The 24,784-nt window shown below is 45.3% G+C and carries 27 protein-coding genes; 16 read left to right on the top strand and 11 right to left on the bottom strand.

Going from position 1 to position 24,784, the window contains the following annotated elements:
• Positions 1 to 81 precede the first annotated feature (81 nt).
• The gene (locus tag LZG94_RS08770) at positions 82 to 1,068 is read left to right on the top strand and encodes a rhodanese-related sulfurtransferase (RefSeq protein ID WP_233791537.1); all 987 of its coding nucleotides are present in this window, start codon (positions 82 to 84) and stop codon (positions 1,066 to 1,068) included.
• Here the strand turns inward: LZG94_RS08770 and LZG94_RS08765 are convergent.
• Entirely contained in the window at positions 1,065 to 1,556 is a 492-nt protein-coding gene (locus LZG94_RS08765; protein ID WP_215233058.1) for a GNAT family N-acetyltransferase, read from the bottom strand. The two genes, LZG94_RS08770 and LZG94_RS08765, sit on opposite strands and share 4 nt — an antisense overlap.
• Before the next feature lie 116 nt (positions 1,557 to 1,672).
• On the opposite strand from LZG94_RS08765, the gene surE reads away from it, so the two are divergent.
• The gene (surE, locus tag LZG94_RS08760) at positions 1,673 to 2,440 is read left to right on the top strand and encodes a 5'/3'-nucleotidase SurE (protein WP_215233057.1); all 768 of its coding nucleotides are present in this window, start codon (positions 1,673 to 1,675) and stop codon (positions 2,438 to 2,440) included.
• Positions 2,441 to 2,453: 13 nt separating this feature from the next.
• Positions 2,454 to 4,019, top strand: a complete 1,566-nt coding sequence (locus LZG94_RS08755) for a GH3 auxin-responsive promoter family protein (protein WP_233791536.1) — start codon at positions 2,454 to 2,456, stop codon at positions 4,017 to 4,019.
• On the opposite strand, the gene LZG94_RS08750 is transcribed toward LZG94_RS08755, so the two are convergent.
• Together LZG94_RS08750 and LZG94_RS08745 are read right to left on the bottom strand one after the other, a co-directional pair.
• Positions 4,020 to 4,634, bottom strand: a complete 615-nt coding sequence (locus LZG94_RS08750) for a LysE family translocator (RefSeq protein ID WP_233791535.1) — start codon at positions 4,632 to 4,634, stop codon at positions 4,020 to 4,022.
• Between the two features lies 1 nt (position 4,635).
• A complete protein-coding gene (locus LZG94_RS08745) occupies positions 4,636 to 5,181 on the bottom strand; it encodes an NUDIX hydrolase (protein WP_233791534.1) in 546 nt (181 codons plus the stop codon).
• 47 nt (positions 5,182 to 5,228) lie between these two features.
• Here LZG94_RS08745 and LZG94_RS08740 point away from each other — a divergent pair, with 47 nt between their 5' ends.
• Entirely contained in the window at positions 5,229 to 6,242 is a 1,014-nt protein-coding gene (locus tag LZG94_RS08740) for a cation diffusion facilitator family transporter (protein ID WP_215233053.1), read from the top strand.
• 25 nt (positions 6,243 to 6,267) lie between these two features.
• Positions 6,268 to 7,191 carry a sugar phosphate isomerase/epimerase gene (locus LZG94_RS08735; RefSeq protein ID WP_215233052.1) on the top strand — a complete coding sequence of 308 codons (924 nt, stop codon included), beginning with the start codon at positions 6,268 to 6,270 and terminating at the stop codon, positions 7,189 to 7,191.
• 304 nt (positions 7,192 to 7,495) lie between these two features.
• On the opposite strand, the gene folE is transcribed toward LZG94_RS08735, so the two are convergent.
• Together folE and LZG94_RS08725 are read right to left on the bottom strand one after the other, a co-directional pair.
• Positions 7,496 to 8,185 (bottom strand): GTP cyclohydrolase I FolE, encoded by a 690-nt coding sequence (folE, locus tag LZG94_RS08730; RefSeq protein ID WP_233791533.1) that lies wholly within the window; start codon positions 8,183 to 8,185, stop codon positions 7,496 to 7,498.
• Positions 8,145 to 8,561 carry a 6-carboxytetrahydropterin synthase gene (locus LZG94_RS08725; RefSeq protein WP_233791532.1) on the bottom strand — a complete coding sequence of 139 codons (417 nt, stop codon included), beginning with the start codon at positions 8,559 to 8,561 and terminating at the stop codon, positions 8,145 to 8,147. The genes folE and LZG94_RS08725 overlap by 41 nt, the downstream gene beginning before the upstream one ends.
• A gap of 344 nt (positions 8,562 to 8,905) precedes the next feature.
• On the opposite strand from LZG94_RS08725, the gene LZG94_RS08720 reads away from it, so the two are divergent.
• The 5 genes from LZG94_RS08720 to LZG94_RS08700 all read left to right on the top strand — a co-directional run bounded on the left by LZG94_RS08720 (position 8,906) and on the right by LZG94_RS08700 (position 13,863).
• Positions 8,906 to 10,132 (top strand): sugar MFS transporter, encoded by a 1,227-nt coding sequence (locus LZG94_RS08720; protein WP_215233049.1) that lies wholly within the window; start codon positions 8,906 to 8,908, stop codon positions 10,130 to 10,132.
• Positions 10,133 to 10,135: 3 nt separating this feature from the next.
• The gene (locus tag LZG94_RS08715; RefSeq protein WP_233791531.1) at positions 10,136 to 11,227 is read left to right on the top strand and encodes a galactokinase family protein; all 1,092 of its coding nucleotides are present in this window, start codon (positions 10,136 to 10,138) and stop codon (positions 11,225 to 11,227) included.
• 74 nt (positions 11,228 to 11,301) lie between these two features.
• On the top strand, positions 11,302 to 13,308 hold the full coding sequence (ispG, locus tag LZG94_RS08710) for a (E)-4-hydroxy-3-methylbut-2-enyl-diphosphate synthase (RefSeq protein ID WP_233791530.1): 2,007 nt from the start codon (positions 11,302 to 11,304) through the stop codon (positions 13,306 to 13,308).
• Positions 13,309 to 13,333: 25 nt separating this feature from the next.
• On the top strand, positions 13,334 to 13,513 hold the full coding sequence (locus tag LZG94_RS08705) for a DUF6728 family protein (protein ID WP_215233046.1): 180 nt from the start codon (positions 13,334 to 13,336) through the stop codon (positions 13,511 to 13,513).
• Positions 13,510 to 13,863: an MmcQ/YjbR family DNA-binding protein gene (locus LZG94_RS08700; RefSeq protein ID WP_215233045.1), complete on the top strand. Its 354-nt coding sequence runs from the start codon at positions 13,510 to 13,512 to the stop codon at positions 13,861 to 13,863. Before LZG94_RS08705 ends, LZG94_RS08700 begins: the two co-directional genes overlap by 4 nt.
• Here LZG94_RS08700 and gldC read toward each other — a convergent pair whose 3' ends face one another.
• Positions 13,864 to 14,205: a gliding motility protein GldC gene (gene gldC, locus LZG94_RS08695; RefSeq protein ID WP_215233044.1), complete on the bottom strand. Its 342-nt coding sequence runs from the start codon at positions 14,203 to 14,205 to the stop codon at positions 13,864 to 13,866.
• Between the two features lie 57 nt (positions 14,206 to 14,262).
• On the bottom strand, positions 14,263 to 14,988 hold the full coding sequence (locus LZG94_RS08690) for a DUF4197 domain-containing protein (protein WP_233791529.1): 726 nt from the start codon (positions 14,986 to 14,988) through the stop codon (positions 14,263 to 14,265).
• A gap of 106 nt (positions 14,989 to 15,094) precedes the next feature.
• On the opposite strand from LZG94_RS08690, the gene LZG94_RS08685 reads away from it, so the two are divergent.
• From LZG94_RS08685 to LZG94_RS08665, 5 genes are read left to right on the top strand one after another with little or no spacing between them, the layout of a single operon-like run.
• Entirely contained in the window at positions 15,095 to 16,366 is a 1,272-nt protein-coding gene (locus LZG94_RS08685) for a competence/damage-inducible protein A (RefSeq protein ID WP_233791528.1), read from the top strand.
• 43 nt (positions 16,367 to 16,409) lie between these two features.
• Positions 16,410 to 17,702 (top strand): dihydrolipoamide acetyltransferase family protein, encoded by a 1,293-nt coding sequence (locus tag LZG94_RS08680; RefSeq protein ID WP_233791527.1) that lies wholly within the window; start codon positions 16,410 to 16,412, stop codon positions 17,700 to 17,702.
• Positions 17,702 to 18,235 (top strand): 5' nucleotidase, NT5C type, encoded by a 534-nt coding sequence (locus LZG94_RS08675; protein WP_233791526.1) that lies wholly within the window; start codon positions 17,702 to 17,704, stop codon positions 18,233 to 18,235. Before LZG94_RS08680 ends, LZG94_RS08675 begins: the two co-directional genes overlap by 1 nt.
• Positions 18,232 to 18,909, top strand: a complete 678-nt coding sequence (locus LZG94_RS08670) for a response regulator transcription factor (RefSeq protein ID WP_233791525.1) — start codon at positions 18,232 to 18,234, stop codon at positions 18,907 to 18,909. Before LZG94_RS08675 ends, LZG94_RS08670 begins: the two co-directional genes overlap by 4 nt.
• A gap of 3 nt (positions 18,910 to 18,912) precedes the next feature.
• On the top strand, positions 18,913 to 20,289 hold the full coding sequence (locus LZG94_RS08665) for a HAMP domain-containing sensor histidine kinase (RefSeq protein WP_233791524.1): 1,377 nt from the start codon (positions 18,913 to 18,915) through the stop codon (positions 20,287 to 20,289).
• A gap of 176 nt (positions 20,290 to 20,465) precedes the next feature.
• On the opposite strand, the gene LZG94_RS08660 is transcribed toward LZG94_RS08665, so the two are convergent.
• From LZG94_RS08660 to LZG94_RS08650, 3 genes are all read right to left on the bottom strand, one after another.
• Positions 20,466 to 21,212 (bottom strand): acyl-CoA desaturase, encoded by a 747-nt coding sequence (locus LZG94_RS08660; protein WP_215233037.1) that lies wholly within the window; start codon positions 21,210 to 21,212, stop codon positions 20,466 to 20,468.
• A 138-nt stretch (positions 21,213 to 21,350) separates the two neighbouring features.
• A complete protein-coding gene (locus tag LZG94_RS08655; RefSeq protein ID WP_233791523.1) occupies positions 21,351 to 22,022 on the bottom strand; it encodes a DUF4159 domain-containing protein in 672 nt (223 codons plus the stop codon).
• Positions 22,023 to 22,044: 22 nt separating this feature from the next.
• Positions 22,045 to 22,752 (bottom strand): 16S rRNA (uracil(1498)-N(3))-methyltransferase, encoded by a 708-nt coding sequence (locus tag LZG94_RS08650; protein WP_233791522.1) that lies wholly within the window; start codon positions 22,750 to 22,752, stop codon positions 22,045 to 22,047.
• A gap of 389 nt (positions 22,753 to 23,141) precedes the next feature.
• On the opposite strand from LZG94_RS08650, the gene LZG94_RS08645 reads away from it, so the two are divergent.
• The gene (locus LZG94_RS08645; RefSeq protein ID WP_215233034.1) at positions 23,142 to 24,152 is read left to right on the top strand and encodes a glutamine synthetase beta-grasp domain-containing protein; all 1,011 of its coding nucleotides are present in this window, start codon (positions 23,142 to 23,144) and stop codon (positions 24,150 to 24,152) included.
• A 74-nt stretch (positions 24,153 to 24,226) separates the two neighbouring features.
• Here LZG94_RS08645 and LZG94_RS08640 read toward each other — a convergent pair whose 3' ends face one another.
• Complete coding sequence (locus LZG94_RS08640; protein ID WP_233791521.1) at positions 24,227 to 24,778, bottom strand: hypothetical protein; 552 nt, start codon at positions 24,776 to 24,778, stop codon at positions 24,227 to 24,229.
• Positions 24,779 to 24,784: the final 6 nt, after the last annotated feature.

Raw genomic sequence — 24,784 nt, 5'->3', positions numbered from 1 at the left:
CGCTTTTTGATTTTCGTTGAAGTTGTGGGATTCGTATATTTGCGCTCGAATTCCGCTTATAATTTTACCAATACCATTGAAATGAAGCCGTACAGGGTAATCCTATATTATTGCTACTCTCCTATTGCAGACACCGAAACTTACCGGGACGAACATCACGTATTTTGCGTGCAACACAACCTGCTGGGCCGCATTATCGTGGCGCCTGAGGGATTGAACGGGACAGTTTCCGGTACGCCTGAGGATTGTGAAACATATATGAATTACGTGCGCTCCGACGAGCGTTTCAGTCACGTTCAGTTTAAGGTTGAGGAGCATGATAAAGTGGCTTTTCAAAAGCTGCACGTACGCGTGAAAGACGAAATCGTCAACTCCGACCTGCCTGTTAATCCGCTGGAAAAAACCGGAAAACACCTCGAACCGGCTGAATTCAAGAAGCTGATCAATGATCCTGATGTAGTATTGGTGGATATGCGTTCTGATTACGAGCATGAAGTCGGCAAGTTCAAGGGTGCGATCACATTTGATATGCATAACCTGCGCGAGCTGCCCGATCATATTCATGAAATTGAGCATTTGAAGGATAAAAAAATCGTCACTTATTGCACGGGCGGGATCAAATGCGAGAAAGCGAGCGCCTACCTGCTAGACCAGGGATTTACGGATGTGTACCAGCTCCACGGCGGTATTATCCGCTACGGGCTGGAAGAAGGCGGAGAGAATTTCGACGGGAAATGCTACGTTTTCGACAATAGGATCACGGTGGATGTAAACAGCATTAACCCGACTGTGATCTCCAAATGCCACATTTGCAACGAACCCTGCGACCGGATGATCAACTGCGCAAATGCGGAATGCAACACGCACGTGCCGGTTTGCGAGAAGTGCGGGGAGGAAATGGAAGGCGCCTGTTCAGCCGAATGCAAGGCGCATCCGGGCAAGCGTATTTATGACGGGACTGGCTATTATGTGAGCCAGAGCAACCATTATCATCCTTTGCAGGGATTGAAAAGTCAGAAGAAGAACATTAAGAAAATGAAGCTGGCGCAGCAGACACAGCCACTTTAAAGAGTTTTTTCCAGAATAAAATCATTCATCCAGTACGGGCCGATCGGAATATCTTTTTCGCCGGTGACGGTATAGCCCTGCTTTTCGTAAAAGTGCCTGGCTTTATTGAATCGGTTGACATTCAATGCTAAAACTTTTCCGCCGGCGCCTCTCACGAAGTTTTCGGCTTCCTGTAACAGGAATTTGCCCGCGCCTGTCCCCTGCGTGGAAGGAAGTACGTATATTTTATGTAACTTAAACTTTTCAGGTTCTTCTTCGGCTACGGATGCAAAGCCTTCCGGCCGGGTTTCATTCAGCAATAGCAGGAAATGCTGGCCTCCCAGCATCTGTTCTTTAAGTGCCCCCGGAGAATATATTTTATCAAACATATAGTCGATCTGTTCCTTCGTAAGGATTTCACCATAAGTAGGTTCCCAGGTTTTTTCCTGGATGGAAATGATCTCCGGTATATCGGCTACGTTAGCGTGCTTTATTGAGAATGCAGGCATATTGCTTAAATTTAGCGCTTAAAACTGCAAATAAATATTTATTAACCTTAAAAACCAGCATTACTTCATCGCAGCAACGGCGCTTCAATATGCCCGTTTTCGATAAGTAGAAATATATGAAACCCCTCATTTTAGTTACTAATGACGACGGGATTACTTCCAAAGGGATCCGGACACTGGTAGAGATCATGCAGGAGCTTGGCGAAGTAGTAGTTGTCGCGCCGAATAGCCCTCAGTCAGGAATGGGACACGCCATTACGATCGGTGAACCTTTGAGATTATACTCCACGCATATTTTTGAGAATGTAGATGAATATGAATGCTCCGGCACACCGGCCGACTGCGTGAAGATCGCAAAGCACCATATTCTCCTCAACCGGAAACCGGACCTGGTCGTAAGCGGGATCAACCACGGAAGCAACAATTCGATCAATGTGCTTTATTCGGGGACGATGTCGGCGGCAATCGAGGCGGCGATTGAAGGTATCCCGGCGATTGGATTTTCATTGTGTGATTTTCGGGAAGATGCCGATTTCAGTCACGCGGTACCGTTTGTGAAATCTATTACAGAAGAGGCTATTAAAAACGGGATCCCGAATGGGATCGCATTGAATGTAAATATCCCGGCAAAAAGCGACCTGCCTTTGAAAGGAGTCAAAGTATGCAGACAGGCGCACGCAAAATGGCAGGAAAAATTCGACTACCGCGTCGACCCGAATGGACGGGGTTATTTCTGGATGGCGGGCGAGTTCGTGAATTTTGACACAGAAAAAGAAGATACGGATGTTTGGGCGCTCGATAACAATTATGTTTCGGTTGTCCCTTGTCAATATGATCTCACAGGCTACGAAGCGCTGAATCAGCTTTCGTCCTGGGATCTGTAATCATCAATCAACTATGGCATTAGTAGGGAGCATATTAAAGAGAGGCATTCATTACAGCAACATATTCGCCAACAGAAGAAAGGCTACGCTGCAGCAACAGCAAAAAAAGACACTGGCCAAGTTGCTGGCGAAGGCGCGCTACACTGAATTTGGTGAGAAATACAATTTCGACGAGCTGCTATCTTCTATCTTATTTGGTGAAAAAGGGGCTTTTTACGAACTATACAAACGTTCGGTGCCTGTGTACGACTACAATAAGATATTCAACGAATGGTGGCATAAGTCTATCGAGGGAGAAAAGGACGTTTGCTGGCCGGGCCAGATCAAGTATTACGCATTAAGCTCGGGCACTTCCGAGGCTTCTACCAAGCATATTCCGGTGACGAAAGCAATGTCCCGGGCGATGCAAAAAACGAGTATCCGCCAGATCCTGTCACTCGGCAATTACAAAGACCTTCCCGACGATCTGTACGAAAAAGGATTCTTAATGCTCGGCGGAAGCACAAATCTCAACGATCAGGACAAGCATTTTGAAGGAGATTTGAGCGGAATCCAGGCCAAACAGATCCCATATTGGTTTCGTCCCTATTACAAGCCCGGAGAAAAAATCGCTGCGCAGAAAGACTGGGCGTTGAAGCTTGAAGAAATTACCAAGCAGGCGCACGAATGGGATATCGGCTTTATAGTGGGCGTTCCCGCGTGGATCCAGCTTTTAATGGAAAAGATCATTGACCATTATAAGGTGAAAACCATTCACGATATCTGGCCGAACCTGCGCGTTTTCGGTCACGGCGGCGTCTCTTTTGAACCCTACCGAAAAGGATTTGAAAAGCTACTCGCCCGCCCGCTGATCTACATTAACACTTACCTCGCTTCCGAAGGATTTATAGCTTACCAAACCCGGCCCAATGCGCAGGGAATGGAGCTGGTGTGCGATAACGGGCTATTTTTTGAATTTATCCCATTCACGCAGGAAAACTTCGACTCCGAAGGTACAATGCAAGCGAATCCTGAAACGCTGATGATCGATCAGGTGGAGGAAGGGAAAGAATATGCATTGCTGCTCTCAACCTGTGCTGGTGCATGGAGGTACCTGATCGGCGATACCATCAAGTTTATTGATAAAACAAAGGGTGAAATCGTCATTACAGGGCGAACCAAGCATTACCTGAGCCTTTGTGGGGAACACCTTTCGGTGGATAATATGAACAAGGCGATCGATCTGGTTTCTGATGAAATGGGACTGACTGTCAAGGAGTTTACGGTAAGCGGCGTGGAGCACGGCACTATGTTCGCGCACCAATGGTATATTGGTGTCGAAGAAAAAGATGTGGACACTGAGGTTTTGAAGAAAAAACTGGACGCAAAATTATCTGAGCTAAACGACGATTACGCGGTGGAGCGGCGGCATGCATTGCAGGAAATATTTGTCACTGTGCTGCCGAATCAGGTTTTTTACGATTGGATGAAATCAAAAGGTAAAATGGGCGGCCAGCACAAGTTTCCGCGCGTATTCAAAAACTTCCTGATCGACGATTGGAAAAGCTTCCTGAAAAGTCAGGGATATTTAGCTGAATAGCTATTTAATAAAATTGGTATAAGCGATCTGACAGGCGATGAGAATAAAAACCACGCCTGTCACTTTGTTAAATACGGTCACCACCCGCGGCGTAAATAGTCTTTTGAGCCGCTGCGCCGAAAATGCAATCCCGCATTCTACCAGAAATACTGCCACTACACTCGCCCCGAAAAAAAGTAACACCTGGTTCATATCGTAATGCAGGTTGGTCCTGATATAGGATGCGATCGTAACCCAGCTGATGAAGTTCACGGGATTTAATCCATTTAACAAAAACCCGGTTGTAAAATAATAGACCAGATTTCCGAGACTTGTTTGCGGATAAGCGATCCTGGGCTGCCCTTTAATGAGATTGCTCAATCCGAGAACAATCAGGAAAACCACACCGGCGCCCGCCATATACTGTTTAAAATTGGGTATATCAGGTAAAAGTGCGGTGCCGAAAATGGCAAAAAAAACGAAAATAATATCGCAGACAAAAACGCCGAATGAAATCTTTACACCTGCCCAGAATCCATTGTCTACGCTATTTTGAACGAGCGAAAAAAATACAGTCCCGAAAGTAAGACACAATGCAATGCCGGTGAGCGTGCCGTAAAATAGCGATTCCAGCATATCAGATCCCCTTCAACCTGGCTGTCATCAGAATCGCGCAGACAGACAGTGAATCTGTGATTTCGGAACGCATTACCATTTCCACAGCCTCAGCCAGAGGTACTTTTCTTACCTGTAAAACTTCCGTTTCTTCCGGCTCGGCTTCCTGCTGGGATAATTCCTCTGCTATATAAAGGAAACCTTCTTCGTTCGTGGCAGAATTGGAAGTGTGAATGCGGGCCAGCTTGGTCCACTTAGCGGCCACCAAACCGGTTTCTTCTTTGAGCTCTCGCTTGGCAGCATCGAGTCCGTCGGCACCTAAAACGCCGCCGCCTTCGGGAATTTCCCAGGAATATTCATCGATCGCGTAACGGTATTGTCCTACCAGGTAAATGTTATCTTCCGCGTCTACAGGTATGACTCCAATCGCCTGATTCTTAAATTTTACCAGTCCGTAAATGCCTTTGTTGCCAGATGGATTGATCACATCCCGGTGACTCAATTCCAGCCAGGCGTTTTCATATACAGTTTGGGACGAAAGTGTTTTCCAGTTATTTTCTGTGGACATAACCCGCAATTTCTTAGTAATTTTAGGACCGGAATTTCAGATCCCAGATGCAAATAAACCAAAATAAGCGAAAACAACGTCTCATACTGCTGTCTTTTGTAGCCAGCATTCTGCTGACAGGACTGAAATTTTTCGCCTATTATCTGACCTCTTCGAATGCGATTTTAAGCGACGCGCTGGAATCAATTATCAATGTAATTGCCAGTGGTTTTGCTTTTTACAGCATATACCTTTCAGCCCAGCCCAAAGATCGCAACCACCCTTACGGACACGGAAAAATCGAGTTTTTCTCCGCCGGTTTCGAAGGCGCGCTAATCGTAATAGCCTCGCTCTTCATTATTATTGAAGCAGTGCAGCGGCTGATGAACCCCGCTCCTATTCAAAATCTGCTGCAAGGTTCGGGATTTATATTGTTTACGATTCTGGTCAATACGGTAATCGGCTACAAGCTGCTGACCGAGGGCAAAAAGGCTAACTCGCTGGCACTGATCGCCGATGGAAGGCATTTGATGTCGGACAGTGTGAGTAGCGCGATACTTATTGTGAGTGTTGGTCTGATCATTCTGACAGGCTACGACTGGATCGACAGCGTTGCATCGCTCTTCTTCGGTGCTTTTCTGGCTTACAACGGTTTTCAGCTGGCGAGTAAGTCGGTGGCCGGTTTAATGGATGCCACGGATGAAATTTTGCTTGAAAAAGTGGTGCAAACCTTAAAGAAGAACAAGAAGAAGGATTGGATTGACGTTCATAACCTGCGCGTGCAGCAATACGGTTCCGACCTGCATATTGACTGCCATTTGACGCTTCCCTATTATTGGGAACTTCAAAAAGTCCACGAAACAATTCATAACTTTGAAAACACCCTGAAAGACAACCACACCGGCGAAACGGAGATTTTCGTTCACGCGGATCCTTGTCTTTTCCAATGCTGCTATTTTTGCAGGATCGACGATTGCCCGGTACGTCAACACGCTTTTGTGCAGGATATCGAGTGGGATTCGGCGAAGCTGGTGAAGAATGAAAAGCTCTATACGGAGGCCAAGATCAATATCCAAGAATAAACTTTTAATCTAAATTCTACCTAAAATGTACGTTTCACGACGCGATTTTCTTAAACAGGCAGGAGCAACTGCGCTTGCTGCAACCGCTTTTACCGATCTTTTTGCAGCTGAGCCTGCAAAAAAGCTTTGGTTTGACATTTCCCTCGCTGAATGGTCGCTCCATAAAGAACTGTTTGCCAAAAAACTGACAAACATGGACTTCCCTGAACTGGCCAAAAAAGAGTTCGGAATATCGATTGTCGAGTACGTAAACCAGTTTTTCAAAGACAAAGCGGAAGACAAAACTTACCTGAACGACCTGATCAAAAGACAAAAAGACAATGGCGTTACTGCGCATTTGATCATGATCGACGGCGAAGGCGGATTGGGCGAACTGGATGCGGCAGTGCGTAACAAAGCTGTTGAAAACCACTACAAATGGGTTGAAGCTGCGAAATACCTTGGTTGCAAAACGATCCGCGTCAATGCATTCGGAAAAGGTTCAAACGAGGAAATCGCCAAAGCAGCGGTTGAAGGTTTGGGTAAATTGGGAGAGTTCGCGAAGAAAACGGGTATCAATGTGATCGTTGAAAACCACGGTGGTTCGTCGTCAAACGGCCAGTGGCTTTCGGGCGTGATGAAGCAGGTGAATTTGAAAAACGTAGGTACACTGCCTGATTTTGGCAATTTCTGTATCAAAAGAAGCGCCAGCGGCTGTGAAGAATCTTACGACAGATATCAGGGTACAAAAGAACTAATGCCTTTCGCAAAAGGAGTAAGTGCAAAAACTTATGATTTTGACGAAAAAGGAAACTGTATCGAAACAGACTACACCAAAATCCTGAAAATCGTAAAAGACGCTGGTTTCAAAGGCATTGCCGGTATTGAATACGAAGGAAGCAAGCTTTCAGAACGCGAAGGTATCAAGGCTACGAAAGCATTGTTGGAGAGAGTTGGGCCGATGGTTTAAAATTTTTGTTGCCGACATTCGGCATTTTTACCCCCAACCCCCTGGGAGGGGGCTATTTTATTGTTTGATACCAAAAAGAGGATTCGCATTGATTGCGAATCCTCTTTTTGGTATGACTTCTTTATTACCCTGAGCCTCTATTCTCTGTCACCCTGAGCGTAGTCGAAGGGACATGCTGCACGTCCCCTTCGGCTACGCTCCGGGTGACAGTGGTAGAAATACTGGGAATGAAAAAGGCTAAGCCCCTTCCAGGGGGTTTGGGGGTAAGAGCAAAGCCCCCTCCCAGGGGGTTTGGGGGTAGGAGTCACATCCCCAAATAACTCAAAAACTCTTTCTTAGTCCCCTCATTCTCAAACTTTCCACCATAATAAGCAGTAACTGTAGAACTGCCGGAGTCGCGGATTCCGCGGGATTGGACGCACATGTGCTGCGCGTCGATCACTACGGCGACATCTTCGGTTTGTAATGCTTGTTTCAGCTCGTTCGCGATCTGGACAGTTAATCTTTCCTGAACCTGCGGGCGTTTTGAATAGTATTCAACGATCCGGTTCAGTTTCGATAGTCCGATCACTTTTCCGCTGGAAATGTAGGCTACGTGCGCTTTTCCGTAAATAGGTACGAAGTGGTGCTCGCAGTTGGAGAATACCGCAATATCCTTTTCGACCAGCATCTGATCGTATTTATATTTATTATCAAAAAGCGTAACAGCTGGTTTGTTCTTTGGATCCAGACCGCTGAAAACCTCCTTAATATACATCTTAGCAACCCTTTTTGGAGTTCCTTTCAAACTGTCGTCAGTCAGATCAAGCCCCATTATTTCCATAATGTGCCTGAAATGCTTCTCTATCAGGTCGATTTTCACCTCATCCTCCATAGCGAAAGCATCCTTCCTAAGTGGCGTTTCAATGGAGTTAAATACGTGATCGTCACCAATCTCTTCCAGATCCAAAAGATCAGCTGGCGGGATATTCGACAAAGTTCCGTTCGGTTTCATATAGTCTGATTTTCAGGTCGAGCCCCGAATCAATTTTAGGTCTTAAAATAGAATGTATAACGATCGCTATATTTTCAGCGGAGGGGTTGAGGGAATGGAATTCGGGTACGTCGAGATTGAGGTTCTTATGATCAAACCTGTCCAACACAGATTCTTTCACAATATCGCTAAGGATCTTCATATCAATCACATAGCCGGTGTCGGGATTGACTTCGCCCGTCACCTGAATAATCAGCTCGTAATTGTGCCCGTGAAAATTGGGGTTGTTGCATTTACCGAATACTGCTTCGTTTTTCTCTTCCGACCACTCAGGGTTATGAAGACGATGAGCCGCATTGAAATGCTCCTTTCGGAACACAGCCACCTTTTGAACCATATTGTAAATCACTTAAAATGTTAAATACTTTAAATGTCGTAACAAAGTATGTGTCCAACACATTTAAAGCTTCGAGCCTGCGTGAAATGCTCATCGGAGTCACTTGCTCTGGATAAACGACGTTTCAGGATAAATTGTTCACGTGGTGAGAAAATCTTGAAGTCAGACAGCGGTTGCAGGGAGATTTTTTTAATTCGTAAAAAAAATAAAAAACTGCTTATTGCATGTAAATTGCGGCCAAACGCAGAATAAAGGATACCCTTAATTGCGATTATGCAGTATTGTATACAAAAAGTTAAATTTCCCCACGTATAAACCCGGACAACCCATTAACAAACATTTAAATGAGCAAAAAAAATAGCTACCTGGTTCCCCTCTTAATCATTGGCGTCATTTTCTTCATCATGGGTTTTGTGACCTGGGTAAATGGAACACTGATCAGTTTCTTCAAAAAGGCATTTTCTCTTGATAACACCAGTTCCTATCTGGTCACTTTCGCATTCTTTATTTCCTATACATTAATGGCGATCCCGTCCTCGATCGTTCTCAAAAAGACGGGATTTAAAAACGGTATGTCGCTGGCTCTCCTTGTGATGGCAGCGGGTACTTTGATATTCATTCCGGCTGCCTCGATGGCGTCTTACGGACTTTTTCTGGTAGGTCTTTTTACAATCGGTATCGGTTTAACTGTGCTGCAAACTGCTTCCAATCCGTATGTTACAATCCTTGGTCCGCGCAATAGTGCAGCCCAGCGTATCAGTATCATGGGTATTGCCAACAAAACGGCTGGTGTGATCAGTCAGCTGATATTCGGTCAGTTGCTGCTCGCAGGCGCCTCGTCTGTTGATCCAAAAGACGAACTGGACAAGGTAGTGACTCCGTACATTGTGCTCACGGTAGTTTTGGTTATAACTGCAATTATGATCCGGATGTCGAAAGGCTTAGTGGAAGTAAGTGAAGAGGAAGAGGAGCCGGCAGATATTACTTCGTCCCAAGTGGTCGTAAATAAGACGAGTGTACTTCAATTTCCAAACCTGGTAATGGGCGTAATTGCCTTGTTCTGTTATGTGGGTGTGGAAGTAATTGCGGGTGATACGATCATCAGCTATGGTATTGACCTTGGTTTTGCCGAAGAAGAAGCCCGACTTTTTGGCACCTATACATTATATGGTATGATGTTCGGATATATTCTGGGCGTGGTACTGATCCCGAAATACGTTTCGCAGCAGGCTTATCTTAAATTTTGTGCGATACTCGGTGTGATCGTGACGCTGGTTGCGGTGAACTCAACCGGTTTCACTTCAGTACTTTGTATTGCCGTACTGGGTTTTGCAAATGCGGTGATCTGGCCTGCACTGTGGCCTTTGTCGCTCAGTGGGTTGGGCAAATTTACAAAAACTGCTTCTGCCCTATTGGTAATGGGTATTTCCGGCGGGGCTATTCTTCCGCTGGTTTACGGCGGCATTGCTGACTCTATCGGCAGCACGCAGCAGGCTTACTGGATCATGCTTCCGCTTTATCTGTTTATCCTTTATTTCGGCCTGTTTGGTCACAAAAAGAAAAGCTGGTAATTGATGAGGATATCCACTCCCGGCCGCATTTGTCTTTTTGGTGAACATCAGGATTATCTTGGACTGCCAGTTATAGCAGCGGCGATTTCGCGCAGAATAGGCATTGAAGGCACTTACAGGAACGACGACAAGGTCATTCTCAATTTACCTGATTTAGGTTTGAGGCAGGAATTTTCGCTCCTGACTACATTCCCGTACGTGATGCAGCGGGACTATTTCCGCAGTACGATTAATGTATTGAAGCGTAAAGGTTTAAGGTTTTCGAAAGGATTTGAATGCAACATTTCCGGCAACATCCCGATCAACTCAGGAACTTCCAGCTCTTCTGCACTAATCGTTTCCTGGGCTCATTTTCTGGATAAAATGAGTGACAACCCGGTCAATTTTTCACAAAAAGAACTGGGTGAAATTGCGAATGCAGCCGAAGTGCTCGAATTCGGTGAACCCGGAGGTATGATGGATCATTACTCTACGGCGATCGGAAACGTGATTTATCTGGAATCTACGCCGGAGATTAAGGTTGAAACGCTGACCCCAAAGCTCGGCACATTTGTCCTGGGCGATTCACTTGAACCAAAAGATACACTCGGGATCCTGGCCAGATGCAGGTTTGGAATGGAGGAGGTGATCAGAAAAATAACTTTATCTAATCCGCATTTTTCGATATTCAATGCTCCGTCTGAGGATTTGAAGGACTATCGAAATATTCTTTCGGAAGACGAATTGGGGCTGTTGAAAGCAAATATTGAAGACAGAGATATTCTGCTGCAAGGTAAAAAACTCCTCAGCCAGAGTCCGGATGAAGCAGCTGACCCTGCATTTGACATGACCTTCGGCGACCTTCTATATAAGCATTACAAAAATCTGCGCGATTACAAGCGCACTTCCACGCCCAAAATCGAACGCATGATGGACGCAGCTTTACAGGCTGGCGCATTGGGAGGAAAAATAAACGGCTCTGGCGGAGGCGGCTGTATGTTTGTATATGCGCCTCAAAAAGCAGAAGAAGTTGCGGAAGCAATTGAGCAACAAGGAGGTAAGAGCTACATTATAACCGTAGATTCCGGTACCGTGATCGAAGATGCAAATGTGTAAAAACGCACGATTGTAATTCCGTTTCTGTTATTCTTTTCAGACCTTTGTGGCCGCTGGATCTCATTAAAAATCCCATGATCATCACACCTTCTGAAACGAAAACCAATCTCTACTGTCCATCACTGACAGCCTACGAACGCAGAAAAACAATCACCATTCACATCGGAGACCTGCCAATGGGCTCCGACTACCCTATTCGCGTGCAGTCGATGACAACCGTGGACACAATGGACACGCAAGGCTCTATTGATGAAGTAGTTAGAATGGTTGATTCAGGCTGCGAATACGTGAGGATCACCGCGCCAAGCGTGAAGGAAGCGCAGAATCTGGAAAATATCAGGAACGGTTTACATAAAATGGGCATTCACGTCCCGCTGATCGCTGATATTCACTTTACGCCAAATGCGGCCGAACTAGCTGCCAGGATCGTGGAAAAGGTACGGATCAACCCGGGTAACTACGCCGATAAAAAACGTTTTGAAATTATAGATTACACAGACGCTTCCTATGCAGCGGAGCTGGAAAGGATCAGGGAAAAATTTATTCCGCTGGTGAAAATTTGCAAGGAATATGGCACTGCGATGCGAATTGGCACCAATCATGGTTCTTTGTCCGACAGGATTTTGAGCCGATATGGAGATACGCCGCTTGGAATGGTCGAATCCGCGCTGGAATTTTTGCGGATCTGCGAAGAGCTAGGCTATTTCAATATTGCATTGTCGATGAAATCCAGCAATACCCAGGTCATGGTGGAAGCATATCGCCTGCTGGTGCAGCGCCTCGATCAGGAAGGTTTGAAACCTTATCCGTTGCATTTGGGCGTGACCGAAGCTGGCGAAGCGGAAGACGGCCGCATTAAGTCGGCGGTTGGTATTGGCACTTTGCTGGAAGACGGACTGGGAGATACTGTTAGAGTATCGCTAACCGAAGCGCCTGAAAAAGAAGCACCTGTGGCGCGTGCATTGATAGAAAGATACACAAACCGCGTGCCGCACCAGCCGATCGAGCCCGTAGAAACCTGCCCGATCAACCCATTTCAATACATCAGAAGAGAAACAAGAGAAGTAAATAATATCGGGCATTTGAACGTACCCCGCGTGATCGCCGACTATTCGGCTATTCCGGTTCAGAACCTGGCCGATCTGAAAAGCATTGGCCACTTTTTCCTGCCAGTTCCCGACAAGTGGGCGATGAACGATCTCGGCGCAGATTACATATACACCGGCAAAAACCCCGTTCCGTTCATGTTACCGAATGGACTAAAAGAGATCCTGGATTACGAACAATGGGCGCTACATCCGGAAAAAAACAACAAGTTCCCGCTATTTGAAGCAACAGAATGGACCGCCAATGCAGACGGATTGATTTCAGAACAGCTCAATTTTATAGTAGGTAATATTCATTCTCTTGACCAGAACTTCCTCGAAGGCATTCGCGAGCGCAGTAATGCTGTACTGGTGATTTTGAGTGAAAATAAGCATGCAATGCCAGAATTGCGGCGGTTCTTTTACAAACTCGTTACACTGAAAATTAAGGCGCCGGTGATTATCCAGCGCGGCTATGAAACCGATCTGGGTGACAAGCTTACCTTATATTCAGCTACCGATATCGGCGGCCTGCTCGTCGACGGATTCGGTGACGGCGCGATGGTATCCCCTCGTTTTCCGGCGGAAACACTGCACGATGATAAGCTCGTGGCAGCAGCTGCCTACAATAATATCGCATTCGGTATTTTGCAGGCGGCTCGGACAAGGATGTCGAAAACAGAATATATTTCTTGTCCTTCGTGCGGGAGAACACTTTTTGATTTACAGGAAACAACCGCGATGATCCGCAAGCATACTGAGCATTTAAAAGGCGTAAAAATCGGTATTATGGGCTGCATTGTGAATGGACCAGGCGAAATGGCCGACGCAGATTATGGTTATGTGGGAATGGGAAAGGACAAAATTGCCCTTTACCGAGGCCAAGAAGTGATTAAAAGATCGGTTACAGCTGCGAAAGCGGTGGAGGAACTGATTGAGCTTATTCGGGAGGATGGCCGCTGGATCGAACCCAGCGAGCGTGAAGTTTTGGTTTAATAAAAAGCAACAATCAGAAAAAATTATGAAAAAGTACTTTCAGCTGGGTGACGTATTTTACTATTTCGTACGTGTCTTCAAGAAAAAAGATCCCAACTCGCCAGACTCATTTAACCTGCGCATGATGCACGGGATCAATCGCATTTCAATTGTAATGTTCCTTATCTGCGTAATTGTAATGATTATCAGAGCACTTACAAGATGAATTTAGAAACGCTCCGTGACTACTGCTTACAATTACCGGAAGTGACCGAAGAATTACCCTTCGGACCTGATACACTGGTATTTAAAATAAAGGGAAAGGTATTTCTGCTAACCTCGCTGGACTCACCGACTTTTGGCTTTAATGCAAAGTGTAATCCTGAAAAAGCAGTAGAGTTGAGAGAAGAATATCCGGACGTAGTCCCTGGTTGGCATATGAATAAGAAACACTGGAATACTGTGAATGTTACTGGCAGTATTCCAAGTGAAACTTTGTTTGCTTGGGTAAAAGATTCGTACGATCTCGTAGTGGCGAGTTTGCCTAAGAAAGATCGGGAAGCACTGAAAAGCTAACTATTTCGCAGCCTTCATTTCCTCGTCCAGATTTCTGCTAAGCGTTTCGCACAAGCCTTCAATAGCCTCAGCCATAACGCGGTCGCTGGTTGCTGTCAGCATGGTATCTGCGATCCCGCTCATTAATTCAATATAGAATCTTTTCATTTCGAAAACCTCCATATCCTTTGTCCAAAGGTCGATTTTGAGCGTACCTCTGTGGTAGTGGTCCCAAACTGCTATTGCGATCGCGCGGGTATCGTTGATCCCTTCGTTCGGATTATCGGTAGCCTCCCAGAATATCTTTTCCGGTATATTTTTATCGTCAAGTTCAACGGTGAAATGGATTTCTGATTTTTTCATAACGGTGTTAATTTTCAGCAAAAGTAAGCATTAAGCCTTTACGAAAGCCTGTTGACGCTATTTTCCCGATTTACTGAAAACCTTTTTCAACAGGTCCGTCACGCGCGCTCCCGGGTCTTCACGAATTTTCTTTTCCTCCTGCGCTATCAGTACGTACAGCCCGTCGATCGTTTTTTGGGTTGCATATTCCTTCAAATTCGGGTTTACTTTTTTAACCAAAGGTATTTGGTTGTAGGTATTGACGATATCGGTGTAATATTCAGTCGCTTTATTCAGATTCAATGTACTATCTACAACCGGAAAGAAGGTTTTGAACAACTCATCATTCGTACTTTTTCTAAGGTATTGAGTCGCAGCATCATCCTGACCTTTCAAAATCCCAAGTGCATCGGGTACTGTCATGGAAGTAATTGCTTTCACAAAAATCGGCTTTGATTTCTTTGCGGCATCTTCGGCGGCACGGTTAAGTGAAAGCGTAAATTTATCAACCTGATCGCCCAACCCCATTCTCCGCAAAGTTTCTGCGACTTTCTGAGCCTCGGGCGGCACTGCAATTTTGATCAACTCATTTTTAAAAAACCCATCCACTTTGGAAGCCTCGGCCGACCCATTACTTATACCGACATTCAAAGCCTGTTTCAAACCCTGCACGATCTCGTTCTCACCCAGCCCGGTGTCTTTTCCACTGAGCTTGTCAAGTGCTTTGCCCAGGTTAAACTGCGCCATCGAAACGGGGCCGCAAAGCAGCGAAAGCAACGTTATAACTATAATTTTATGTTTCATTACAAAAGAATTGGTTGACATTGTACTAAGCCTCAAACGTACTCAATAACGATTAATTTTACTTATTTTTGGGAATTAACGGTTCTTAACAATCCATTTCAACAAGATGATTTCTTCTACCAGGGCTGAAATAATTACCATCGGCGACGAAATTCTTTTTGGTCAGATTATCGACACCAATACCCAATGGATTGGCACTCAATTAACTGACATTGGCATTCGCCCGACGCGCAAAACATCGGTCGGCGACAATAAGCAGGATATCCTGAGTGCATTTACCGAAGCGAGCCAGCGGGCCAGCGTGATCATTGTAACCGGCGGCCTCGGCCCTACCCGCGATGATATCACAAAACACACATTCTGCGAATATTTTGGTACCGAACTCGAAATCAATCAGGACGCACTTGCTCTTGTAACTTCCTTCTTTGCAAAGCGCGGCCGCGTGATGACCGAATTAAATATCCAACAGGCGGCACTTCCAAAAAACTGTACCTACATACCAAATCTTTGGGGAACGGCGCCTGGAATGTGGTTCGAAAAAGATAATGTAGTGTATGTTTCGCTTCCGGGGGTTCCTTATGAGATGAAAAATCTGATGGAACACGAAATCCTGCCCAGACTGAAAGCAAAATTTTCGACAACCATCATCCAGCATAAATCAATCCGCACGATTGGTATCGGGGAATCCTTTCTTGCAGAAAAAATTGCAGACTGGGAAACTGCTCTTCCTGAACATATTAAGCTGGCTTACCTGCCGCATTTCGGGCAGGTTCGGCTGCGCCTTACCGGAACGGGGACAGATCAGGCAATGCTTGACAGGGATTTGCAAGCACAGGTTTCCGCAGTCACGCCCCTGATCGAAGAGTTCATATTCGGCTACGATCTCGACGAACTTGAAACGGTGGTAGGGTCTTTATTGAAAGAAAACAATGCAACACTCGGTACCGCCGAAAGCTGCACAGGAGGCTATGTAGCCAGCAGGATCACAAGCGTATCGGGCTCATCTCAGTATTTTGAAGGATCGGTGGTGAGTTATAGTAATGCCGTTAAAATGAATGTGTTGGGAGTGAAACAAGAGACACTTCTCGAATTTGGGGCAGTAAGTGAGCAAACTGCCCGCGAAATGGCCGAAGGTGCACGAAAAGTACTCAATACTACATTTGCAATAGCCACAACGGGAATCGCCGGCCCGGATGGTGGCACTCCTGATAAACCGGTAGGGACAGTTTGGATCGCCTGCGCGACGCCGAATGAAACTTTTACCCAGCTTCTCAGCCTCAGAAACGACAGAAAGATAAATATTGAATTGACATCTTCTTATGCCCTCAACCTTTTGCGGAAAACGATCCTGAAAAGTAATCTGATCGTTCAGGGATAAGATTCATTGCAGGCGGCATTTTTTGCCGGTTAATATAATCAGTATGAAAATATTAGAAATGGTAATGCCTTCAATGGGCGAGAGTATCATGGAATGTACGGTTTTGCACCTGCTCAAAAAAGAGGGTGACAGCGTCGCAATCGATGATTCTATTCTTGAAGTTGCTACGGATAAGGTGGATACCGAAGTACCTTGTCCTTATGTGGGCAAAATTGCAAAATGGCTTGTCAAGGAAAATGACGTAGTGCCGGTTGGAAATCCGGTGGCGCATATTGAAGTAGACGACGATACGCCGGGCGAATCTCGCATTTCGCCGGCTGAGCCAGCTACCGAGCCGAAAAGTGAGCCAGTGGAAGAGGTTGCAATCGCCGAGCAACTTGAAAATGAGTTCGAACAGGTAATCAGTAAAAAACGCGATAATACCCCCAATGCATCAGGCAACAGCCAGTTTTACTCTCCACTGGTATTGAGCATTGCGAAAGAAGAAGATATTAGCGCGGCGGAACTGGCAGAAATACATGGTTCGGGGCTGGAAAGCCGCGTTACCAAAAACGATATTATCGCATTCCTGGAAAACAGGAAGGCTAAACCGCAGCCAGCTCCGGTCGCCACCTCGATGAACGGCAGCAGCGATATCATCGAAATGGACAGGATGCGCAAGATGATCGCGCAGCGGATGGTGGATTCCAAGCGGATTTCAGCTCACGTAACTTCCTTTATAGAAACGGATATGACGCCGGTGGTGCAGTGGCGCGAGCATGTGAAAAATGAGTACCGGAAAAAGTCGGGAGACAGCATTACGTTCACGCCTATTCTCATTGAAGCTGTCGTAAAGGCGATCAAAGATTATCCGCTGATCAATATTTCTGTCGACGGCGATAAGATCGTTAAAAAGAAAGATATCAATATCGGAATGGCGGTTGCATTGCCGGACGGTAACCTGATCGTGCCGGTTATTCACCGAGCCGATCAATACGACTTGCCTGGCCTGGCGCGTAAAGTAAATGAACTGGCCAAAAGAGCACGCGAGAACAAGCTCAAAGCTGACGATCTTGCGGGCGGTACTTATACTGTTTCCAACATCGGAGCATTCGCCAATTTAATGGGAACTCCTATTATTGTCCAGCCTCAGGTGGCGATTATGGCATTTGGCGCGATCAAGAAAAAGCCGGCTGTGATCGAAACGCCGCAGGGTGATCTACTGGGAATCCGAAGCCTAATGTTCATATCTCATTCCTACGATCACCGAGTAGTCGACGGTTCTTTGGGCGGGTTGTTCCTGAAACGCGTTAACGACTATCTTGAAAATTTTGACACACACCGAATCCTGATATAATGCTGCGTCTTACACTGGATATGGACGATGTGCTGGCCAATACCCACGAGAAGCTGGTGAATGTGGTGCTCAACGATTTTGATACCAATTTCACCGAAAAAGATTTGATGCCCAAGGCATTACGGGAAGTACTTCATCCGAAGCAACTCACCAAGCTGCACCGCATTATGGACTCGCCGGGATTTTTCGCTGATATCAAAGTGAAGGAAGGCGCGGGAGAAACTGTATACCAATTGTCTAAGTTTTACGAGCTTTTCGTCGCCACTGCCTGTATGGAATTTCCGAATTCTTTCAGGGATAAATTTGACTGGCTTAAAAAGCACTTTTCTTTCATCCCGTGGACAAATATTGTGTTCTGCGGATATAAGAGCATTATTCAGTCTGACTATCTCATCGACGACCACGTCAGAAACCTGACTGCATTCAAAGGCCAGGGTATACTATTTTCTGCGCCGCATAATTTGAAGGAAACTGCATACAAACGCGTTTCAAACTGGAACGAGGTGTCTGAGCTATTTTTACCGATCTCATGAAGCTATTATTGATTGAAGATGAACCGAAAACACTGCAATCCATTAAGCAGGGATTGGAAGAAAATGGTTACGAAGTAGATATTGCTTATGACGGTCTGATCGGAAAACAATTGGCTAAAAGCAACTCCTACCAGCTGATTATCAGCGACATTATCATTCCGGGAATCAACGGGATCGAGCTTTGCCGGGAAATCCGCAGCTGGGGCGATGAGACGCCGATTTTAATGCTGACCGCTCTTGGAAGTACCGACGATAAAGTGACGGGGCTGGATGCGGGAGCTGACGATTACCTCGTTAAACCATTCGAATTCAAAGAGTTGCTAGCCAGGGTTCGTGCGCTGACCAAGCGAGGCGGCAATGTGGGCCACACGGCGCAGGTATTGCGTTTCGCAGATCTAGAAATCTCTATTGATGCCAAAACGGTGCATCGCGCCGGCAATAAGATCAACCTTACCGCTCGTGAATTTAACCTGCTCGTATATTTAATACGGAATCAGGGAAGGGTGATCTCAAAAGTCGAAATTGCGGAGCAGGTTTGGGATATTGGTTTTGATACCGGCACAAATGTGATCGAAGTTTACGTCAACTATCTTCGCAAAAAAATCGACAAGGATTACCCGGTGAAACTCATTCACACCCTGTTCGGAATGGGTTATGTGCTTAAATTAGAATAAGTTATGCAGATCCGCACCCGACTTACGGTTCAGTTCTCGCTGCTGGTAAGCGGTATCCTGCTGATCACTTTTCTGGCAATCTATTTCTTCTCGTATTATAACGTTACCGAAGATTTCTACGACCGCCTTCGCTCCAAAGCCAAGTCGCAAGCGGAATTATTACTGAAAGTGCCACAAGTAAATACCGAAGTTTTAAAGGCGCTGGACGAAACCAATCGCGACCTGATCTATGACGAGAATACCTTTATTTTCGATGAAAAAAATCGCCTGATTTACAGCAATCCCACCATTCCGCAATCCAAATCGCTGCACGTTTCCAACTATTGGCTGGACGAAATACGGAAGGCCGGCCAGATCCGGTATACCGATGGAGATTTCAAGGTGGTGGGTTTGTATTACAATTATCCCTTCGGTCGCGCGGTGGTTATGCTGGGTGCGAAGGATTTGTACGGACAGGCTAACTTATCCAATCTCAGCACTTTACTGACAGTTCTTTTCTTCATCGTCACTTTTATTGTAACAATTGTCGGGTGGATTTTCTCGAAACGCGCTTTGCGACCGATCTCAAAAGTAATGAACTCAGTGGAAGGAATCCTGCCTCAAAAGCTGGATATGCGGCTGGAAGTGCCAAACCAAAAAGACGAGATCGGGCGGCTTACGACTACATTTAATAAGTTACTTGATCGCATTGAAACGGCATTTCAAATGCAGAAGATCTTTGTCGCAAACGTGTCGCACGAACTGAAAAATCCGCTGACCAAGATTCGGTCACAGCTGGAAGTGAGTATGCTGAAAGAGCGGAACCCGCAGGAATACAGGCTCACGATCGCATCTGTATTAGAAGATATTGAAGAACTCGCACAGCTGTCCAATACATTACTTGAACTAGCGAAAGTGAGCGAACACCAGCGGGAACTTTTAACTGAAGTAGTGCGGGTGGACGAGTTGTTACTAGATTGTCGCCTCAATCTCGCGGAAGCAAATCCAATTTACAATATCCTACTCAACTTCGACGAGTTACCCGAAGACGATACCTGGCTGGAAGTAACGGGAAATTCGACTTTACTTAAAACTGCATTCCTGAATTTAATGGACAATGCATGTAAATTTTCGGATAATCACGCAGTCAATGTATATCTGCAACCGTCGCGCAGAAATCTAACGATCGGATTTTCAGATCAGGGAAAGGGAATTCCGGCAGTAGATCAGGGATTGGTGTTTCAGCCGTTTTTCAGGAGTGACAATACGGCGAATATTAAAGGTTATGGAATAGGCTTGTCTCTGGTAGATCGGATCGTGAAGTTGCATAACGGGACTATATCTATTCAGCCCAACCAACCGAAGGGAACCACGTTCCGCTTAACTTTCTCGCACCTCTAAGCAAATTCTAACGCGCTATTAACGCCATCTTAAGTATTAGGTGATTAATTTGTATTGTCGGAAGAAACAAAGGCGGAAAGTAAGTTAATCCTTTGACCGACATTCAATCGAATTTCATTTTTTGTGGTGTTAATAAGCAAACTTGGCAGGCGTATCTCACGTCTGCCAAAGTTTTTTTAGTGCTTCTTGCGAATTTCGATGATCTTCAATCGGTTGAGCAACTTAATAACCGGATAGGTAGGATCCACTTCAAACCATTTGCTTCCGAAGTTGATCGAATTTGGTCTTTTGTGGTGATTGTTCTGGAAAAGCTCGCCCATCATTAAAAAGTCAAATACAAGCGAGTTTTTAGATTTGTCTTCGTTATCAAAATTCTGATAGCCGTATTTGTGGCCACTCCAGTTTACGATTGCGCCGTGAATTGGTCCCATTAAAAAGTGGATCGGCAGGAGGAAGAAAAACGCCCAGTGCATATCCAGATACAGATAAGCCAGCACGTAAAATGCGACGTAAATCAGTACCCAGCCAATGCGCGAGAACCAGGAATCACCCAATTTTTCGACAATTCTCCATTCCGGATAATTTCTTTCAAAACGGTTTTCAATCGCTCTCTTACGGTGCAGTACTGCATTGTAAATGTGCTTCGTCTCCCACATCATCGTAAATACGTTTTTGGTATGATGCGGTGAATGCGGATCTTTTTCGGTGTCACTGAAAGCGTGGTGCATTCTGTGCAGGATCGCGTATGCGCGGGGACTTAGATATGAAGAGCCTTGTGAAAGATAGGTCAGCAGATAGAAAAAACGCTCCCACGGCTTGCTCATAATGAACATTTTATGCGCGGAATAACGGTGTAAAAAGAAGGTTTGACAGAAGAGAGATAAGTACCAGTGTAAAACAAATACTATAAGAACAATATACATGGAAAGCTTGCGGGATTAAGAACTTAAATGTTGTACAAAAGTAAGGGTCAAACGTTAGAAAAACGAAATTCACGTGATGAAATTTGGAATATAACGTTAATTTCGATTTGACGGATTTTTATTTAAAAAGGCAAAAAACTACTGGATCATGAATGCGTAACTCAACAAATTAGCGCCCATCTGCAAAGCTTTTCGCCGCATTTCTTCGGGATCATTATAAACGCTCTGATCTTCCCAGCCATTTCCTAAATCAGTTTCATAACTATAATAACAGATCAGCCGGCCCTGCCAGATCAGCCCGAATCCTTGGGGTTGCTTTCCGTCGTGCTCGTGTACTTTCGGCAAGCCTTCGGGAAATACATACTTGACCCGGTAGATCTGATGATCGAAAGGTAATTCCACAAAACTCAGTTCAGGAAACACCTTTTTCATTTCGCGGCGGATAAACTGGTCCAACCCGTAGTTATCATCAATATGCAGGAAACCGCCTGAAAGCAGATAATTCCTCAGATTCTGCGCCTCAGCATCCGAAAAAACGACGTTTCCATGACCGGTCATGTGTACAAAAGGGTACGTAAAAATGTCCGGGCTACCTACCTCTACTACGTCTTCAGCCGGATTAATGTTCATTTTCAGTTCCGAATTGCAAAACTTGATCAGGTTTGGGAGCGACGTTTTGTTTGCATACCAATCACCTCCGCCGCCATATTTGAGCTTCGCGATTTTGAGCGACGATTGTGCAAATAAGGCTCCACTATAAGCCAGTAAACTGACCAGCAAACCAACAGTGACTATTTTTGAATATCTCATATATCGGATCACACTGCTATTTTTAAAGGATCTGGGCCAGGTTAATCGCGTGGCAGGCGGCTACTGCTGCGGTTTCGGTTCTCAGTCGCGTAGGTCCAAGCGATACTGTTGTAAATCCATTTTCAATCGCCAGCGCCACTTCCCTCTCACTGAAATCACCTTCCGGACCTATTAACAAAGTTGTACCAGTGCCTTTTTTAATCCTGGTAAAAACGTGGTCGACCCGGTTTTGGTCAGGAACGTAAGCGATCAGTTTAATATCGGACGACGCATTTTTAATAAACGATTCATACTTATTGTTTACTGTAATGATAGGCTTATAAAATTGCTGCGACTGTTTCATCGCGCTGGCGGCAATGCGATTGAGCCGGCCCAGGTTCACAACCCGGTTCAACGTTTCGGGATTCGTATGTTCAGTAGTAATAAAGTCAATACGCTCCACTCCTATCTCCGTCATTTTTTCAACCATCCACTCATTTCGCTCCGCTTTCCTCGTCGGCGCAACGGCGATACTTACGGAAAATGCCCGGGGTTCGATCAATTGAGATTCCACAACTTCGTATCCCACCCTGCGCCCCTGAACATTGAGCCTGCACGTTTGCAACAAACCCCTGCCATTGGTAACGTATATCATATCTCCTGAGCCTAGACGAAGTACTTTGGAGCTGTGTCGGGCCTCCTCTTCTTCCAGTTCAAAAACGTTGTCTTCGGGTTGGTAAAAAATGTGCATTTCTAATATTGGCTATTCTAAAAAAGTGTCCAGATAAGATCAAAAATAGGGAATTAATTGACAAAACCACATTGAAAGAAGACAAAGCCAACGGGTTCTGGTACAGTTCAGGAAAAATTGTTTTTGAGCAAGTTTCATACAATTCGCGCATGCAAATCGCAGTTTAGAAACCAATTTTTCAAAGTTTTACATATTTTCCTGCCAATACCCTTGAAATAGAAACTTCTCCCTATTATAGGAAAAGTGCATTTTTTACTGACAATACTACCATCAACACAATAATATTCTGTCTAAGTTTAATTTTTCTTATTTTTTATTTTTTGGAAATACATTTTTGCATTAATATTGTGTCGTTATAATAATTCGTCACCACTTTATCTAGTACTATTATGTCAAAATCCAAGCTGGAATATATTTGGTTGGATGGCTACAAGCCGACCCAAAGTCTACGCAGCAAAACCAAAATTGAAAACGATTTTAGTGGAAAATTGGAAGATTGCAGCAACTGGTCATTTGATGGTTCATCTACTGAACAAGCGCTTGGCGGTTCTTCTGACTGTTTACTGAAACCCGTTTACATCATTCCAGATCCATTGCGCAGAGATGCATATCTTGTTATGTGCGAAGTTCTTAATGCAGACGGTACAGCTCACGTATCTAACGGTCGTGCAACAATTGAAGATGATGACAATGATTTCTGGTTCGGTTTCGAGCAGGAATATTTCCTTTGGGATATTGATACTAACAAACCATTGGGCTTCCCGGCAAACGGATACCCTGCACCGCAAGGACCTTACTATTGCTCAGTAGGTGCACAAAACGCATACGGTCGCGAAATTATCGAGGAGCATTTGGATGCTTGTCTTGATGCGGGACTGAATGTAGAAGGTATCAATGCAGAGGTTGCGGCGGGACAATGGGAATTCCAGATTTTTGCGAAAGGCGCGAAAGAAGCTGGCGACCAGATCTGGTTGGGCCGTTACTTGTTGGAAAGAATTGGTGAAAAATATGGTGTTGCTATCAACTGGCACTGCAAGCCTTTGGGCGCGCTTGACTGGAACGGAAGCGGAATGCACGCTAACTTCTCAAACTCAGCTTTGAGAAATGCAGGCAGCAAAGAAGTATTCGACAAGGTTTGCGAATCTTTCCGCCCGGTTGTGAAAGAACACATTGATGTTTACGGTGCTGATAACCACCTTCGTTTGACTGGAAAGCACGAAACTGCTTCTATCCACGATTTCAGCTACGGTGTATCTGACCGCGGTGCGTCTATCCGTATCCCTGTTTTGGTTCCTCAAAAAGGATGGAGCGGATATCTGGAAGATCGTCGTCCTAACTCGGCTGCTGATCCTTACAAAGTTGCTGCACGTATCATCAAAACAGTTAAATCTGCTCTTTGATTTTAATAGAAATACAAGAAAGCGAAAAAGCCACCGATCGGTGGCTTTTTCGCTTATAAGCTGATTTTGTCAGATCAATCCTCCTCTTCACTTCCTGTGAACGAATACAAAGTAGGATCCAGTTCAACGCGGCCTGCATTGAATTTCGCAATGAATTCGTCGATCACTTTGTCTGTAATCTCGGTTTTATTCAAGCCCACTTCCAGTCCGACGCCATACTCGAATGAATCGTCAACTTCGACGTGCTCGCGTACCGTGATCTCTTCATTTTCCTCTATCTCCTCGATAAATTCGGTCAGCAGCATTTCTGCATCCTCCTCTTCTTCGGCGGAGATCTTATAGTTTTCAGGGCGCTCATCCTGAGAGATATAGTTCGGCATTTCTTTCTTCAACCGTTCCAAAGCTTCGTCGTAAACGAGGGTGGAATGATGCAGGCGAAGCGTATAGATCAGGGCGTCATAAATCACCTCAGCGTCTTTATACATTCCCACAAACTGAACATGCGCGTGTTCGTTGTTCTCCTCCTCATCTTCAAATTCATCGTCTACATGTATGAAGTTTGAGCTTTCCGCCTTGCACTCATTTCTAAGTTGGGCAATTTCTTCTGGATCGAATCCCGGATTCATAGTTTC

The organism is Dyadobacter sp. CY343 (assembly GCF_021390335.1).
Taxonomy (GTDB): Bacteria; Bacteroidota; Bacteroidia; order Cytophagales; family Spirosomataceae; genus Dyadobacter.
The sequence above is the reverse complement of the archived record's forward strand: the minus strand, read 5'-3'. Positions and strand labels throughout refer to the sequence as shown.